At 65.8% G+C, this 12,704-nt stretch carries 10 protein-coding genes and 2 tRNA genes; 5 read left to right on the top strand and 7 right to left on the bottom strand.

The features are described from left to right. Positions 1–72: 72 nt before the first annotated feature. A complete protein-coding gene (locus tag ACWEWT_RS18475) occupies positions 73–2,265 on the top strand; it encodes an RNA degradosome polyphosphate kinase (RefSeq protein WP_452560393.1) in 2,193 nt (730 codons plus the stop codon). Then, positions 2,262–3,227 carry an NUDIX hydrolase gene (locus tag ACWEWT_RS18470; protein WP_452560391.1) on the top strand — a complete coding sequence of 322 codons (966 nt, stop codon included), beginning with the start codon at positions 2,262–2,264 and terminating at the stop codon, positions 3,225–3,227. Before ACWEWT_RS18475 ends, ACWEWT_RS18470 begins: the two co-directional genes overlap by 4 nt. 297 nt (positions 3,228–3,524) lie before the next feature. On the opposite strand, the gene ACWEWT_RS18465 is transcribed toward ACWEWT_RS18470, so the two are convergent. The 3 genes from ACWEWT_RS18465 to leuC form a co-directional block, all read right to left on the bottom strand. Continuing rightward, the gene (locus ACWEWT_RS18465; protein ID WP_452560390.1) at positions 3,525–4,169 is read right to left on the bottom strand and encodes an HU family DNA-binding protein; all 645 of its coding nucleotides are present in this window, start codon (positions 4,167–4,169) and stop codon (positions 3,525–3,527) included. 156 nt (positions 4,170–4,325) lie between these two features. After that, a complete protein-coding gene (gene leuD / locus ACWEWT_RS18460; protein ID WP_452560388.1) occupies positions 4,326–4,934 on the bottom strand; it encodes a 3-isopropylmalate dehydratase small subunit in 609 nt (202 codons plus the stop codon). 48 nt (positions 4,935–4,982) lie between these two features. Beyond that, positions 4,983–6,398 carry a 3-isopropylmalate dehydratase large subunit gene (leuC, locus tag ACWEWT_RS18455; protein ID WP_452560386.1) on the bottom strand — a complete coding sequence of 472 codons (1,416 nt, stop codon included), beginning with the start codon at positions 6,396–6,398 and terminating at the stop codon, positions 4,983–4,985. A 147-nt stretch (positions 6,399–6,545) separates the two neighbouring features. Here leuC and ACWEWT_RS18450 point away from each other — a divergent pair, with 147 nt between their 5' ends. Beyond that, entirely contained in the window at positions 6,546–7,247 is a 702-nt protein-coding gene (locus tag ACWEWT_RS18450; protein ID WP_452560385.1) for an IclR family transcriptional regulator, read from the top strand. Positions 7,248–7,281: 34 nt separating this feature from the next. Next, the gene (locus ACWEWT_RS18445; protein WP_452560383.1) at positions 7,282–7,809 is read left to right on the top strand and encodes a pyridoxamine 5'-phosphate oxidase family protein; all 528 of its coding nucleotides are present in this window, start codon (positions 7,282–7,284) and stop codon (positions 7,807–7,809) included. 692 nt (positions 7,810–8,501) lie between these two features. Here ACWEWT_RS18445 and ACWEWT_RS18440 read toward each other — a convergent pair. The 4 genes from ACWEWT_RS18440 to ACWEWT_RS18425 form a co-directional block, all read right to left on the bottom strand. Next, positions 8,502–8,574, bottom strand: a tRNA-Glu gene (locus tag ACWEWT_RS18440). 149 nt (positions 8,575–8,723) lie between these two features. After that, positions 8,724–8,795 (bottom strand) — tRNA-Gln (locus ACWEWT_RS18435). A 220-nt stretch (positions 8,796–9,015) separates the two neighbouring features. Continuing rightward, positions 9,016–10,491 carry a glutamate--tRNA ligase gene (gene gltX / locus ACWEWT_RS18430; protein ID WP_452560382.1) on the bottom strand — a complete coding sequence of 492 codons (1,476 nt, stop codon included), beginning with the start codon at positions 10,489–10,491 and terminating at the stop codon, positions 9,016–9,018. 13 nt (positions 10,492–10,504) lie between these two features. Further along, entirely contained in the window at positions 10,505–11,266 is a 762-nt protein-coding gene (locus ACWEWT_RS18425; protein WP_452560380.1) for a fumarylacetoacetate hydrolase family protein, read from the bottom strand. Positions 11,267–11,530: 264 nt separating this feature from the next. On the opposite strand from ACWEWT_RS18425, the gene ACWEWT_RS18420 reads away from it, so the two are divergent. Continuing rightward, positions 11,531–12,673 carry an MFS transporter gene (locus ACWEWT_RS18420; protein WP_452560378.1) on the top strand — a complete coding sequence of 381 codons (1,143 nt, stop codon included), beginning with the start codon at positions 11,531–11,533 and terminating at the stop codon, positions 12,671–12,673. Positions 12,674–12,704 lie beyond the last annotated feature (31 nt).

The following is a 12,704-nucleotide window of genomic DNA, read 5'->3' as shown; positions in this document are numbered from 1 at the left end:
CGAACGCCGCCGCCGCGTGAACGCGAGATAACAGTCATCTACGGCATATGCACGGTGACCGTTTCGTAGGGAATGATCGTAGGTGTGAGCGATACGGAAACCATCAAGCAGCAGCAGGTGCTCCCGACCCCGCCTCCGGCCGCCACCCAGATTCCGGCCGACGGGAATACACCGCGTTTGCCGTCCGATCGCTACCTGAACCGGGAGTTGAGCTGGCTCGATTTCAATGCCCGCGTCCTGGCCCTGGCCGAGGACAGTTCACTGCCGTTGCTGGAACGCGCCAAATTCCTGGCGATCTTCGCCTCGAACCTCGACGAGTTCTATATGGTCCGCGTCGCCGGTCTCAAACGCCGCGCCGAAACGGGGCTTTCGGTCCGGTCCGCGGACGGCCGGTCGCCGAACGAACAACTCGCGCTCATCGCGGCCCGCAGCCAGGATCTCGCGGTCCGGCACGCCGAGGTCTTCCTCACCGAGGTGCTGCCCGCGCTCACCGACGAAGGCATCGAGATCATCGATTGGGCCGATCTCGAGGATGCCGAACGGGAGCGACTATCGGCGCATTTCCAGGATCAGGTCTTCCCCGTATTGACGCCGCTGGCGGTGGATCCGGCCCACCCCTTCCCCTATATCAGCGGTCTGAGCCTGAATCTCGCGGTGACCGTGCAGGACGAGAGCACCGGCGGCGAACATTTCGCGCGGGTGAAGGTCCCCGACAATGTGGACCGTTTCGTCCGGGTCCGCCGGCAGGGGGCCGGTAACGGCGGTGCCATCGCCGCGTTCCTGCCCATGGAAGCGCTCATCGCCGCGCATCTGGAGCATTTGTTCCCCGGTATGACCGTCGTGGAGCACCATTCGTTCCGGATCACCCGGAACGCCGATTTCGAGGTCGACGAGGACCGCGACGAGGATCTACTGCAGGCGCTGGAACGCGAACTCGCGCGCCGCCGCTTCGGTTCCCCGGTCCGCCTCGAGGTCTCCGACGATATGACCGAGCATATGCTCGATCTGCTGTTGCGCGAGCTCGAGGTCGATCCCGCCGACGTCATCCAGGTCCCCGGCCTGCTGGATCTGTCCTGCCTGTGGCAGGTCTACGGGGTGGACCGCCCGAATCTGAAGGACGCGCCCTACGTTCCCGCCACCCCGCCGGCGTTCGGCGAACGCGAGACACCGCGCAATGTGTTCCAGGCGCTGCGCGAGGGCGATGTGCTGGTGCACCATCCCTATGATTCGTTCTCCACCAGCGTGCAGCGCTTCATCGAACAGGCCGCTGCCGATCCGCAGGTGCTGGCCATCAAACAGACCCTGTACCGGACCTCCGGCGACTCCCCCATCGTGAACGCGCTCATCGACGCCGCCGAGGCCGGGAAACAGGTCGTGGCGCTGGTGGAGATCAAGGCGCGCTTCGACGAGCAGGCCAACATCAAATGGGCCCGCACCCTGGAACAGGCGGGCGTGCATGTGGTCTACGGCCTGGTCGGGTTGAAAACCCACTGCAAGACCTGTCTGGTGGTGCGCCGCGAGGGTTCGACCATCCGCCGCTATTGCCATATCGGCACCGGTAACTACAACCCCAAGACCGCCCGCCTGTACGAGGACGTCGGATTGCTCACCGCAGCACCCGAAATAGGTGCCGATCTCACCGATCTGTTCAATTCGCTTACCGGCTACTCCCGGAAATCCGACTACCGCAATCTGCTGGTGGCGCCGAACGGTATCCGCGCCGGGATCATCGCCCGGATCGAACGGGAGATAGAACTGGCCCGTTCGGGTGCCGACGCCGGCATCCGACTGAAGGCCAACGCCCTGGTCGACGAACAGATCATCGACGCGCTCTATCGCGCTTCCCAGGCCGGGGTACCGGTGCGCATCGTGGTGCGCAGTATCTGCGGGCTGCGCGCCGGCGTTCCGGGGATGAGCGAGAACATCGAGGTGCGGTCGATTCTGGGCCGCGTCCTGGAGCATTCCCGGATCCTCAACTTCCGGGCCCAGGACGAGTTCTGGATCGGCAGCGCCGATATGATGCACCGCAATCTGGATCGCCGGGTGGAGGTCATGGCCCAGGTCAAGGATCCGAGATTGTGCGAACGGCTCGACGAGATCTTCGAATCCGCACTGCACCCGATGACGCGCTGCTGGGTCCTGGATCCCGACGGTAACTGGAAGTCCAGTCCCGACCGGGCGGGTACCGGGCCCGAGGGCGACGGTATCGAAGTGCGTGACCACCAGGTGGCACTCATGCGGCTACGCCGTCCGGATCAGCAGTGAGCGGCACGCATACCCGCCCGTCCTATCCGGATCCCCGGACCCCGCCCAATATTCTCGCCGCCGGCACCGTGTTGTGGCGGCATGCACCCGGTTCCGCGGGTGGAGTGGAAATCGCGGTGATCCGGCGCCCCAAGTATCAGGACTGGTCGCTGCCCAAGGGCAAACTCGACCCCGGTGAATCCCCGGTGCTCGCGGCTTTCCGGGAAACCGAGGAGGAGACCGGGTTGCGGCCCCGGCTGGGCCGCTATCTGGGCAAGGTGACCTATCCGATCACCGGGCATCGCAAGATGAAACGGGTCGACTACTGGGCCGCCGAGGTAGTAGACGGGGAATTCAGCGCGAACAGCGAGGTCGACGAACTCGTCTGGTGTCCGTTGAACACGGTGATGTCGGAACTGTCGTATCCGATGGACCGGCAGATCGTGCGCGCGTTCACCCGGCTACCCGCCGCCACCCACACCCTGTTGCTGGTACGGCATGCCAAAGCCGGCCGCCGCGATCGCTACCGGGGCCCCGACGATCGGCGCCCGCTCGAACTGGCCGGTTACCGGCAGTCGCTGGCGCTGGTACCGAATCTGCTGGCGTTCGGGGCGCAGGAGATCTTCTCGGCCGAACCGCTGCGCTGTGTGCAGACGGTCGCGCCGCTGGCCGAGGAACTCGGCGTCGAGGTGGAGATCGAACCGCTGCTGGGCGATATCGGCTATGCCGCCGACCCCGACAAGGCGCGGGATCGGATCCGGTCGCTGGTCTCCGCGCAGCGGGTCCGGGTGCTGTGCAGTCAGGGCGATACCATTCCGGACCTCGTCCGCTGGTGGGCACAGCGGGACGGGATGCGATTGTCCCCCGCGCGGACCCGCAAAGGGTCGGTCTGGGTTCTGTCGTTCTCCGGCGACCGGCTGGTGGCCGCCGATCATCTCGATCGATCACTATCGGTCGATACCGCGCCTGCCGTCACCGCGTAGCACCGCGGACCGGCCGGAGCCGGTATAGAGACGGTTACGCCCCCGGGGATCGCCCGGGGGCTTGTCCGTCCGGCGTTCCGGTTGTGCGGAGCCGCGAGCCGCCGCGCCGTAGCACGACTCGGTTTCGCGTCTCCGGGAACCGTTCGCGTTGTCTCTAGCCGTCCACGGGTGCTCGTCGGCACCCGGGATCCGGTGGGGTCGAACAGTGCGGCGGGGCCGCACGAGCGGGCCCGGCATACGGGATCCGGTGGGACCCGCGGTGAAATCTGTATGCCTCCGGCACGCCTGGCTTGCGGGTCAGCGAGCCCTTTTTGCCGTCTTCTTGGCCGGTGTCCGCTTCGCGGCGGCCGTCTTCTTCGCCGTGGCCTTGGTCGCGGTCTTCTTCGCCGCGGCCTTCGTGGCCGTCTTCTTCGCCGTGGCCTTGGCGGTCGTCTTCTTCACCGCCGTCTTACGAGCCGCGGTCTTGGTCGCCGCCTTCTTGGCGGCGGTGCTCTTGGCCGGCGCCTTGGTGGCGGTCTTCCGTGCCGTTGTTTTGGCGGGCGCCTTCGTGGCGGTCTTCTTGGCGGTGGTTTTCTTCGCCGTTGTCTTCTTCGCTGTGGATTTCTTGGCCGCCACAGGAGCATTGACACCGCGTTTCACCGCGGGGCCGGTTGCCGCGAGCTTCTGTTTACCGGCGATAACCGCCTTGAACTGGGCGCCGGGCCGGAAGGCCGGCACCGAAGTGGGCTTCACCTTGACGGTTTCCCCGGTACGCGGATTCCGCGCGACCCGGGCTGCCCGCTTACGCTGTTCGAACACACCGAATCCGGTGATGGTGACGCTCTGCCCTTTGTGTACCGCGCGCACGATCGTGTCGACCACATGCTCGACTGCCGCGGTGGCCGTGCGCCTGTCAGTACCCAACTTTTCGGTCAGAACGTCGATCAGTTCCGCCTTGTTCATTGAATCCTCCGCAGACTAATGGCCCGTCGTCGGACCGACTAGGTACCACGGTAAACCCACAATGGGCAAGAGTCTATGTGCCACGCCAAAATTCATGTGGTCTAGCACACGCCCAGCTACCACGACATCTGAGCGGCCTCTAAGAGGCCGAGAACATTACGCCTGCGAAATAGGTTCAGGCAGGGTCTTTGGTTTCCAAGCCGGCCTTGTCTTTTCGAACTCGGCGATCACATCGCTACGCCGCAGCGTCAGGCCGATGTCATCCAATCCTTCCAACAGGCGCCACCTGGTGTAGTCGTCAATATCGAACGGCAACACGATGGTTCCTGCCGTCACCGTCCGCGCCGCGAGGTCCACAACCAATTCCAGTCCGGGCTGTTCCTCGAGCAACTTCCAGAGCATTTCGACATCATTCTGTGACATTCGTGCCGCCAGCAGGCCGCCCTTGCCCGCATTACCGCGGAAGATGTCGGCGAAACGTGAAGAGATAACTACCCGAAAGCCATAGTCCATGAGCGCCCAGACGGCGTGCTCACGCGAAGATCCGGTGCCGAAATCCGGTCCGGCCACCAGGACTGTGCCCTGCTTGTACGGTTCGGTGTTCAGAATGAAGTCCTCGTCACCGCGCCAGGCGGCGAACAGGCCGTCTTCGAATCCCGTACGAGTGACGCGCTTCAGATAGACGGCGGGGATGATCTGATCGGTGTCGACATTGGACCGGCGCAGCGGAACGCCGATCCCCTTGTGCACACTGAAGGCTTCCATCGCTTTTCTCCTGTATCAGCTATAAGTGAGTTTCGATATAAGACGGGCTCAGTTCAGGTCCGCGGGGGCCGAAAGCGTGCCGCGGACCGCGGTCGCGGCGGCCACCAGCGGCGATACCAGGTGGGTCCGGCCACCTTTGCCCTGCCGGCCCTCGAAGTTGCGGTTCGAGGTGGAGGCGCAGCGCTGGCCCGGTTCGAGCTGATCGGGGTTCATCCCCAGGCACATCGAGCAGCCGGCCTGGCGCCATTCGGCTCCGGCCGCGGTGAATATCTCGCCGAGCCCCTCGGCCTCGGCCTGCTCCCGCACCCGCATCGAGCCCGGTACCACCAGCATTCGCACGCCCGCGGCGACCTTACGACCCTGCAGAACCCCGGCCACGGCACGCAGATCCTCGATCCGGCCGTTGGTGCAGGATCCGACGAAAACGGTATCCACCGTGACCTCGCGCAGCGGCATCCCGGGGGTCAAATCCATATAGCGCAGCGCCTTCTCCGCGGACTCGCGCGCGGTCTCGTCGGCGATCTGGGCGGGGTCCGGGACGTTCGCGCCCAACGGCAGCCCCTGACCGGGATTGGTACCCCAGGTGACGAACGGGGTCAGCGCGCTCGCGTCGATCCGCACCTCCCGGTCGAAAACCGCGTCCTCGTCGGTCTTCAGCGCATCCCACGCCGCGACCGCGGCGTCCCACTCCGCACCCCGGGGGGCATGCGGGCGGTCTTTCAGGAACTCGTAGGTGGTTTCGTCCGGGGCGATCATTCCGGCGCGGGCACCGGCTTCGATGGACATATTGCAGACGGTCATCCGCGCTTCCATCGACATATTGCGAATGGCCTCACCGCGATACTCGAGCACATAGCCCTGCCCACCACCGGTGCCGATTTCGGCGATAACCGCGAGAATGAGGTCTTTACTGGTGACTCCCGGTGGCAGCACACCGTCCACGGTGATGGCCATCGTCTTGAACGGCCGCAGCGAAAGGGTCTGGGTGGCCAGTACGTGCTCGACCTCGCTGGTGCCGATTCCCATGGCCAGGGCACCGAAAGCGCCGTGGGTGGAGGTGTGGCTGTCACCGCAGACCACGGTCGTACCCGGCTGGGTCAGTCCCAGCTGCGGTCCGACGACGTGGACGATGCCCTGTTCCCGATCGCCCATCGGGTGCAGCCGGATACCGAATTCCGCGCAGTTGCGGCGCAGTGTCTCCACCTGGGTACGGGAAACCGGGTCGGCAATGGGTTTATCGATATCGACGGTCGGGACATTGTGATCCTCGGTCGCGATGGTGAGATCGGGGCGGCGCACCGGACGACCGGCGGCCCGCAGACCGTCGAAGGCCTGGGGGCTGGTCACCTCGTGCACCAGATGCAGATCGATATAGATCAAATCGGGTTCGCGCGCCTCGCCCTCACCCTCGCCGCGGGCGACGACGTGCTGTTCCCATACCTTCTCGGCCAGCGTACGTGGCATTGTTGCGATCACCTTTCGGGCTCGGCATCCGAGCGGGTCTGGACCCGGCATCGGATACGCGCTAGCTGGAATCTTGCATCTCCATCCTGGGCGCCACCTGGGCTGTTCGTAATGGCATCTCAGAATGCAGGACGCTAATATCGTTGTATGAGACAGCATAGCGGTATCGGCGTCCTGGACAAAGCGGTGGCAGTGTTGTATGCGGTCGCCGAGCGTCCGTGCGGTCTCAACGAACTGTGCGAGCGCACCGGCCTGCCCCGGGCGACAGCTCACCGCCTCGCCGTCGGCCTGGAGACCCACCGCCTGCTGGCCCGCGACGGTAACGGGGCCTGGCGCCCCGGCCCCGCCCTCGCCGAACTCGCCGCCGGCGCCGCCGACCCGCTGCTCGAGGCCGCAGGCTCGATCCTGCCGCGGCTGCGCGAGATCACCGGCGAAAGCGTGCAGCTGTACTGCCGGGAAGGCAACGAACGTATCTGCGTCGCCGCCCTCGAGCCCCCCGCCGGGCTCCGGGATACCGTCCCCATCGGTTCGCGCCTGCCGTTGACCGCGGGATCCGCGGCCAAGGTACTGCTGGCCTGGGCAGATCCCGAACTACAGCACACCGTGCTGGGCGAGGCGATGTTCACCGACCGCACCCTCGCCGAGGTCCGCAAACGTGGCTGGGCGCAGAGCGCCGGCGAACGCGCGGCCGGGGTCGCGAGCGTATCGGCGCCGGTACGCGATCAGCAGGGCGCGGTGGTCGCCGCGGTCTCCGTATCCGGCCCCATCGACCGGATGGGGCGCCGCCCCGGGGCTCGCTGGGCGGCGGATCTGGTCGCGGCCGCCGATGCTCTGCACCGCAGACTCTGAGCGGCAGGCAGATGCCGTCACTTATGGTGACCTGATGGGAGTGAACCAACGGTCACAGATCGTGATGACCGATACCGAGATCACCGATTTCCTCACCCGCAGCCGCGTCGCCACCCTGGCTTCGCTCGGCGCGGACGGAAAACCACACCTCACCGCCATGTGGTACGCGCTGATCACCGATCCGGAGCGGCCCGACGCGATCCCCGAACTGTGGTTCGAGACCAAGGGCAAATCCCAGAAAGCCGTCAACCTACGGCGCGACCCCACCGTCACCTGCATGGTCGAGGCCGGAAAAACCTACGACACCCTGCGCGGAGTCTCCCTGGAAGGCCGCGCCGAGATCATCGACGACCCGGAAAAGCTGTTCGCCGTCGGAGTCAGCGTCTGGGAACGCTATACCGGCCCCTACACCGACGATATGCGCGAATACGTCGAGGGCATGCTCAACAAACGGGTAGCGGTACGCATCGTCCCCGACCGCATCCGCAGCTGGGATCACCGCAAACTGGGCCTCCCCGCCATGCCGCTGGGCGGGTCCACTGCGGGTGCCCTGGACGACTGATACGCCCGGGTGCTGTCCCCCGGCAGCACCCGGAAACCGGTCCATCCGGCCCCCGGAAACCACCGTCGCCGTCCGGCACCGGCCGCGGATCCGAGTAACCGAAACCGACGGCGCCGACCCGGCCCATGGACCCCCGACCGGCCCCGAACCACCCCGCGTAGCGCGATCCCCGTGCCACGAACAGCGATCCCCTGCGAGGTACACCGGTCCGGCCGGACCTCGGACCGCGAATTCGGCCGTCTTCGAAGCAGGAATTGCCCCGAAGTCCGCGGCGCAATCGCGCCATCACCTCGGAAGAAACCGACTCACACCGGAACCCGGCCCACATCTCGGCAGCGCCTTCGAAAGCGATCCGCACGAAGGGCATCCAGGCACCGACCACGGCCTCACCTGGTCGAATGCATCCGGCACGCGAAGGGCGGCAAGGGTTCAGCCCGGCATCACACCCTCGAATGACCCCGCCCGCGAAGGGCTCCAGGGGCATAGCCCCGGCCTCACCTTCGGAGGCAATCAGTCCATGAAAGGGTCCAGGGGTTGAGCCCCGGCTCCACCCCGGACTGTCCTCGATCCGCAAAGGGGGTCCAGGGGGCGCCGAGCCCGCCTGGGCGGGGTGCGGGGGGCTGCGCCCCCCGCAAAGCATCGCGAATCAGCAAAGGCCCATGCTCTCCATGAGCATGAGCCTGCTAGCTGAGTAGCCCCGACGGGATTTGAACCCGCGCTACCGCCTTGAGAGGGCGGCGTCCTAGGCCGCTAGACGACGGGGCCAGGACTTGTGATCAACTCCTGGCTGGAGTGGATCGCGGATCTCTCGATCCGAAGCTCGATCAGCGTAACCGACCGGGCGGCGGCGACCAAATCGCCTGGAAAACTCGTTCCGCACCGCATCTGGCCGATGAAGCTGAGAGCGATCTCCGCTGGGGTACCAGGACTCGAACCTAGAATGGCTGAACCAGAATCAGCTGTGTTGCCAATTACACCATACCCCAATGACCTGGGCTTTCAGCCTCACCGCTGGCTGCGGTGGCACCGTCGTTCCGGCCGAGAAAGAGAGTACCAAACTGCTCCGGGGAAACTACAAATCGCCTGGTCACGCCGCCACATCAGGTCGGTAACGGTTATCGCGGCCCCCTCGAGCCGAGCGTTCCCCCGGCGGCCGCGGCCGAGACCGCCCCGGGTGGCACCGGAGACGGTCTCGAACCGCGCACCTCATTCGGCCGGCGGCGCCCATTCGCGCCCCGCGCGCAGTCGCTCCATGGTGAGCTCGCGGCCCAGCAGTTCCATCGATTCGTAGAGCGGCGGGCTGATATGCGATCCGGTGACCGAAACACGTACCGGCGCGAAAGCCTTGCGCGGTTTCAATTCCATTCCGTCGATGAGCGCGACTTTCAGCGCGTCCTCGATCCGGTCGGCCGTCCAGGCGGTCAGTGGTTCGAGCGCGGAAATTGCGGCATCCAATACCGGTACGGCGTCCGATCCCAAATTCTTCCGGCCCGCCGCGGGGTCGATGGCGAACTCGCCGGCGGGTGCGAAGAGGAATCGCAACAGACCCCATGCGTCATCGAGGACGACAATTCGCGTCTGCACCAGATCCGCGGCTGCGGTGAAAACCTTCTCGTCGGTTCCGCTATCCATATATCCGTGCCGGATGAAAAAGTCGCGCAATCGTCCGGCAAAATCCGCCGGCTCCAGCAAACGTATGTGTTCGGCATTGATCGCATCGGCCTTCTTCTGGTCGAAGCGGGCCGGATTCGAATTAACTTTCGATATGTCGAAGGCGGCGACCATCTCGTCCATGGAGAACACATCGTGGTCGTCGGCGATGCTCCAGCCGAGCAGTGCGAGGTAATTGAGGAGCCCCTCGGGGATGAATCCGCGCTCGCGATGGAGGAAGAGGTCGGCCTCCGGGTCCCGCTTGGACAGCTTCTTGTTTCCCTGACCCATCACGAACGGGAGGTGGCCGAATTCGGGGGTGAATTCGGCGACCCCGATACGCCGCAGCGCGGCGTAGAGCGCGATCTGCCGCGGCGTCGACGAGAGGAGATCCTCACCGCGCAGTACGTGGGTTATCCGCATGGTCGCGTCGTCGACCGGGTTGACCAGCGTATAGAGCGGATCTCCGGTGCCGCGGGTGAGCGCGTAGTCGGGGACGGAGCCGGCTTTGAACGTGGTCTCACCGCGCACCAGGTCGTGCCAGGTGATATCGGTATCGGGCATTCGCAGCCGGACCACCGGCCCGCGGCCGGCGGCCTTGTATTCGGCGATCTGCTCGGCAGTGAGGTCGCGGTCGAAATTGTCGTAGCCGAGTTTCGGATCACGTCCGGCGGCCTTGTGGCGCGCCTCGACTTCCTCTGGCGTAGAAAAGGATTCGTACGCCTCCCCGGCCCCGAGGAGCTTTTGCACCACGTCACGGTGGATTTCGCGGCGCTGCGACTGCCGGTAGGGCGCATAGGGCCCGCCGATTTCCGGACCTTCGTCCCAATCGAGCCCGAGCCAGCGCAGCGCATCCAACAGCGCCTGATAGGACTCTTCGGAATCCCTTGCGGCATCTGTGTCCTCGATACGGAAGACGAACGTGCCGCCGTGATGGCGCGCGTAGGCCCAGTTGAACAGCGCGGTGCGGATGAGCCCGACATGCGGCGTTCCGGTGGGTGACGGGCAGAAACGGACCCGTACGTTTGTCATGTCTCTCTTTCGTTCAGCGTTTTGCGGCAACGGGATTGGTCAGCGTACCGATTCCGGAGACGGTCACCGACACAGTTTGACCGTCTTTCATCGGACCGACGCCCTCGGGAGTTCCGGTGAGGATCACATCACCGGGAAGCAGGGTCATCACACGGGTGATCCATTCGATGATTTCCGGGATATCATGCAAGAGTAGCGATGTGGTACTGCGTTGACGTACTTCTCCGTCGAGTTCGGTGGTGATCTCGAGGTCCGCGGGATCGAGTTCGGTTTCGATCCACGGGCCCAGCGGGCAGAAGGTGTCATAGCCCTTGGCCCGGGTCCACTGCCCGTCCTGGGCCTGTTGATCGCGAGCGGTCACATCGTTGGCGACGGTATAGCCCAGGATGACGTCCTTGGCGCGGGCGGCGGGTACATCCTTGCAGGGACGCCCGATGACCACTGCGAGTTCGCCCTCGTAGTCGACACGGGAGGAACTGGGCGGCAGGACGATCGGGATACCGGGGCCGATGATGGAGGTGTTCGGTTTGATGAAGATCACCGGTTCATCCGGGGCCGCACCGCCCATTTCCGCGGCGTGCGAGGCGTAGTTCTTCCCGATACAGATCACCTTGCTGGCCAGGATGGGCGCGAGCAGCCGGATATCCGGCAGTGACCAGCTGCGACCGGTGAACGTCGGGGTGCCGAACGGATGTTCGGCGATTTCTTTGGCGGTCTCGCCTTCGATGGCGACGAACGCGACCCCGTCGGGGCTGGCAACTCGACCTAGACGCATGACCGAAGTCTATCCAGCGGGGTTCACCAGCCCGAATGCGCCCGACCGGTCGGTCCGGCAGGTGGTGCGAACCGTGACACTACTTGCGAGCTTCCGGCCCCGGAGGTGTACCGTAACCGAGGTAAGTTCAAATTTTGAGAATTGATTCTCAAATATTGAGATACATCCGTTCCGAGATGGGGAACCATGGCGCACAGTCCCTCGGCGGCCGCCCCGATCGCCGCAGCACCCGGTAGGCAGATATCCCCCGTACACCGTTGGCTCATGCTCGCCTTCGGCGTCTTCGCCCAGACCACCAGCGCGATCTTCGTCCACGGCGTACCGTTCCTGCTCCCCGCGCTGACCGCCGGCGGTATGCCGCTGCCCACCGCGGGCCTACTCGTCGCCATGCCCACCGTCGGACTGTGCTGCGCGCTGATCGCCTGGGGCTATCTGGTGGACCGGGTCGGCGAACGTATCGCCCTGGTCGCCGGGCCGCTGATCATGTGCGCGGCCGGGGCGGGTGCCGCTTTCACGACCAGCTACCCCGCCCTCGGAGTCCTACTGTTCCTCGGCGGTATCGGCGCCGCCAGCACCAACGGTGCCAGCGGCCGGGTGATCGTCGGCTGGTTCCCGCCCGACCGGCGCGGCCTGGCCATGGGAATCCGCCAGACCGGCCAGCCGCTCGGGGTCGGGATCGCGGCGATATCCATTCCGCTGGTCGCGGACCGATTCGGCGTCGCACCCGCGCTGGTCGTCCCCGCGATCCTGGCCGGCCTGGCGGCTGTAGCCTGCCTGCTGGGAATCATCGATCCGCCGCGTCCCGCGCGAGCCCGGGCCTCCGGCACCAACCCCTATCGGGGCAGCAGCACGCTGTGGCGGATCCACGGGGTCTCGATCCTGCTGGTCGTCCCCCAGGCCACCGTCTGGACCTTCGCACTGCTCTGGCTGCACCGCGATCTGGGTTGGTCGCTGGCGGCGGCCGGCGCGCTGGTAACCGGCACGCAGATCCTGGGTGCTCTCGGCCGGATCGGCGCGGGCGCGTGGTCGGATCGCGTCGGTAGCCGGATGGGTCCGCTACGTCAGGTCGCGATCGCCGCGGTCGCGACGATGGCCCTGCTGGCGCTCACCTCGTGGACGCAGTGGTGGTGGGCCGCGGTACCGCTGCTGGTGATCGCCTCGGTGGTCACGGTCTCCGACAACGGTCTGGCCTTCACCGCCATCGCCGAACGCGCCGGGCCGTTCTGGAGCGGCCGCGGGCTGGGTATTCAGAACACCGGCCAGAATCTGACGGTCGCCGCGGTACCGCCGGTATTCGGTGCCCTGATCACCGCAACCGGCTTTCCCGCGGTCTACCTCGCGGCAGCGGCCTTGGCCGCGGTGGCGATCCCGCTGGTCCCGGTGGGATCGGAAAGACCTCTGGAGTAGGCGATCGCACGAGCCGGCGACCCGGGCAACC

It is taken from the genome of Nocardia sp. NPDC003963 (assembly GCF_053605105.1).
Note: the sequence above shows the minus strand (reverse complement) of the source record. Positions and strands in the feature narration are given on the sequence as shown.

What these genes read in the sequence shown, in the direction of transcription:
- ACWEWT_RS18420 (WP_452560378.1), top strand. Translation starts at nt 11,531, where the DNA reads ATGCTCGCCTTCGGCGTCTTCGCCCAGACCACCAGCGCGATCTTCGTC.
- ACWEWT_RS18465 (WP_452560390.1), bottom strand. Translation starts at nt 4,169, where the DNA reads ATGAACAAGGCGGAACTGATCGACGTTCTGACCGAAAAGTTGGGTACT.
- ACWEWT_RS18475 (WP_452560393.1), top strand. Translation starts at nt 73, where the DNA reads ATGATCGTAGGTGTGAGCGATACGGAAACCATCAAGCAGCAGCAGGTG.
- leuD (WP_452560388.1), bottom strand. Translation starts at nt 4,934, where the DNA reads ATGGAAGCCTTCAGTGTGCACAAGGGGATCGGCGTTCCGCTGCGCCGG.
- ACWEWT_RS18445 (WP_452560383.1), top strand. Translation starts at nt 7,282, where the DNA reads ATGGGAGTGAACCAACGGTCACAGATCGTGATGACCGATACCGAGATC.
- leuC (WP_452560386.1), bottom strand. Translation starts at nt 6,398, where the DNA reads ATGCCACGTACGCTGGCCGAGAAGGTATGGGAACAGCACGTCGTCGCC.
- ACWEWT_RS18425 (WP_452560380.1), bottom strand. Translation starts at nt 11,266, where the DNA reads ATGCGTCTAGGTCGAGTTGCCAGCCCCGACGGGGTCGCGTTCGTCGCC.
- ACWEWT_RS18450 (WP_452560385.1), top strand. Translation starts at nt 6,546, where the DNA reads ATGAGACAGCATAGCGGTATCGGCGTCCTGGACAAAGCGGTGGCAGTG.
- gltX (WP_452560382.1), bottom strand. Translation starts at nt 10,491, where the DNA reads ATGACAAACGTACGGGTCCGTTTCTGCCCGTCACCCACCGGAACGCCG.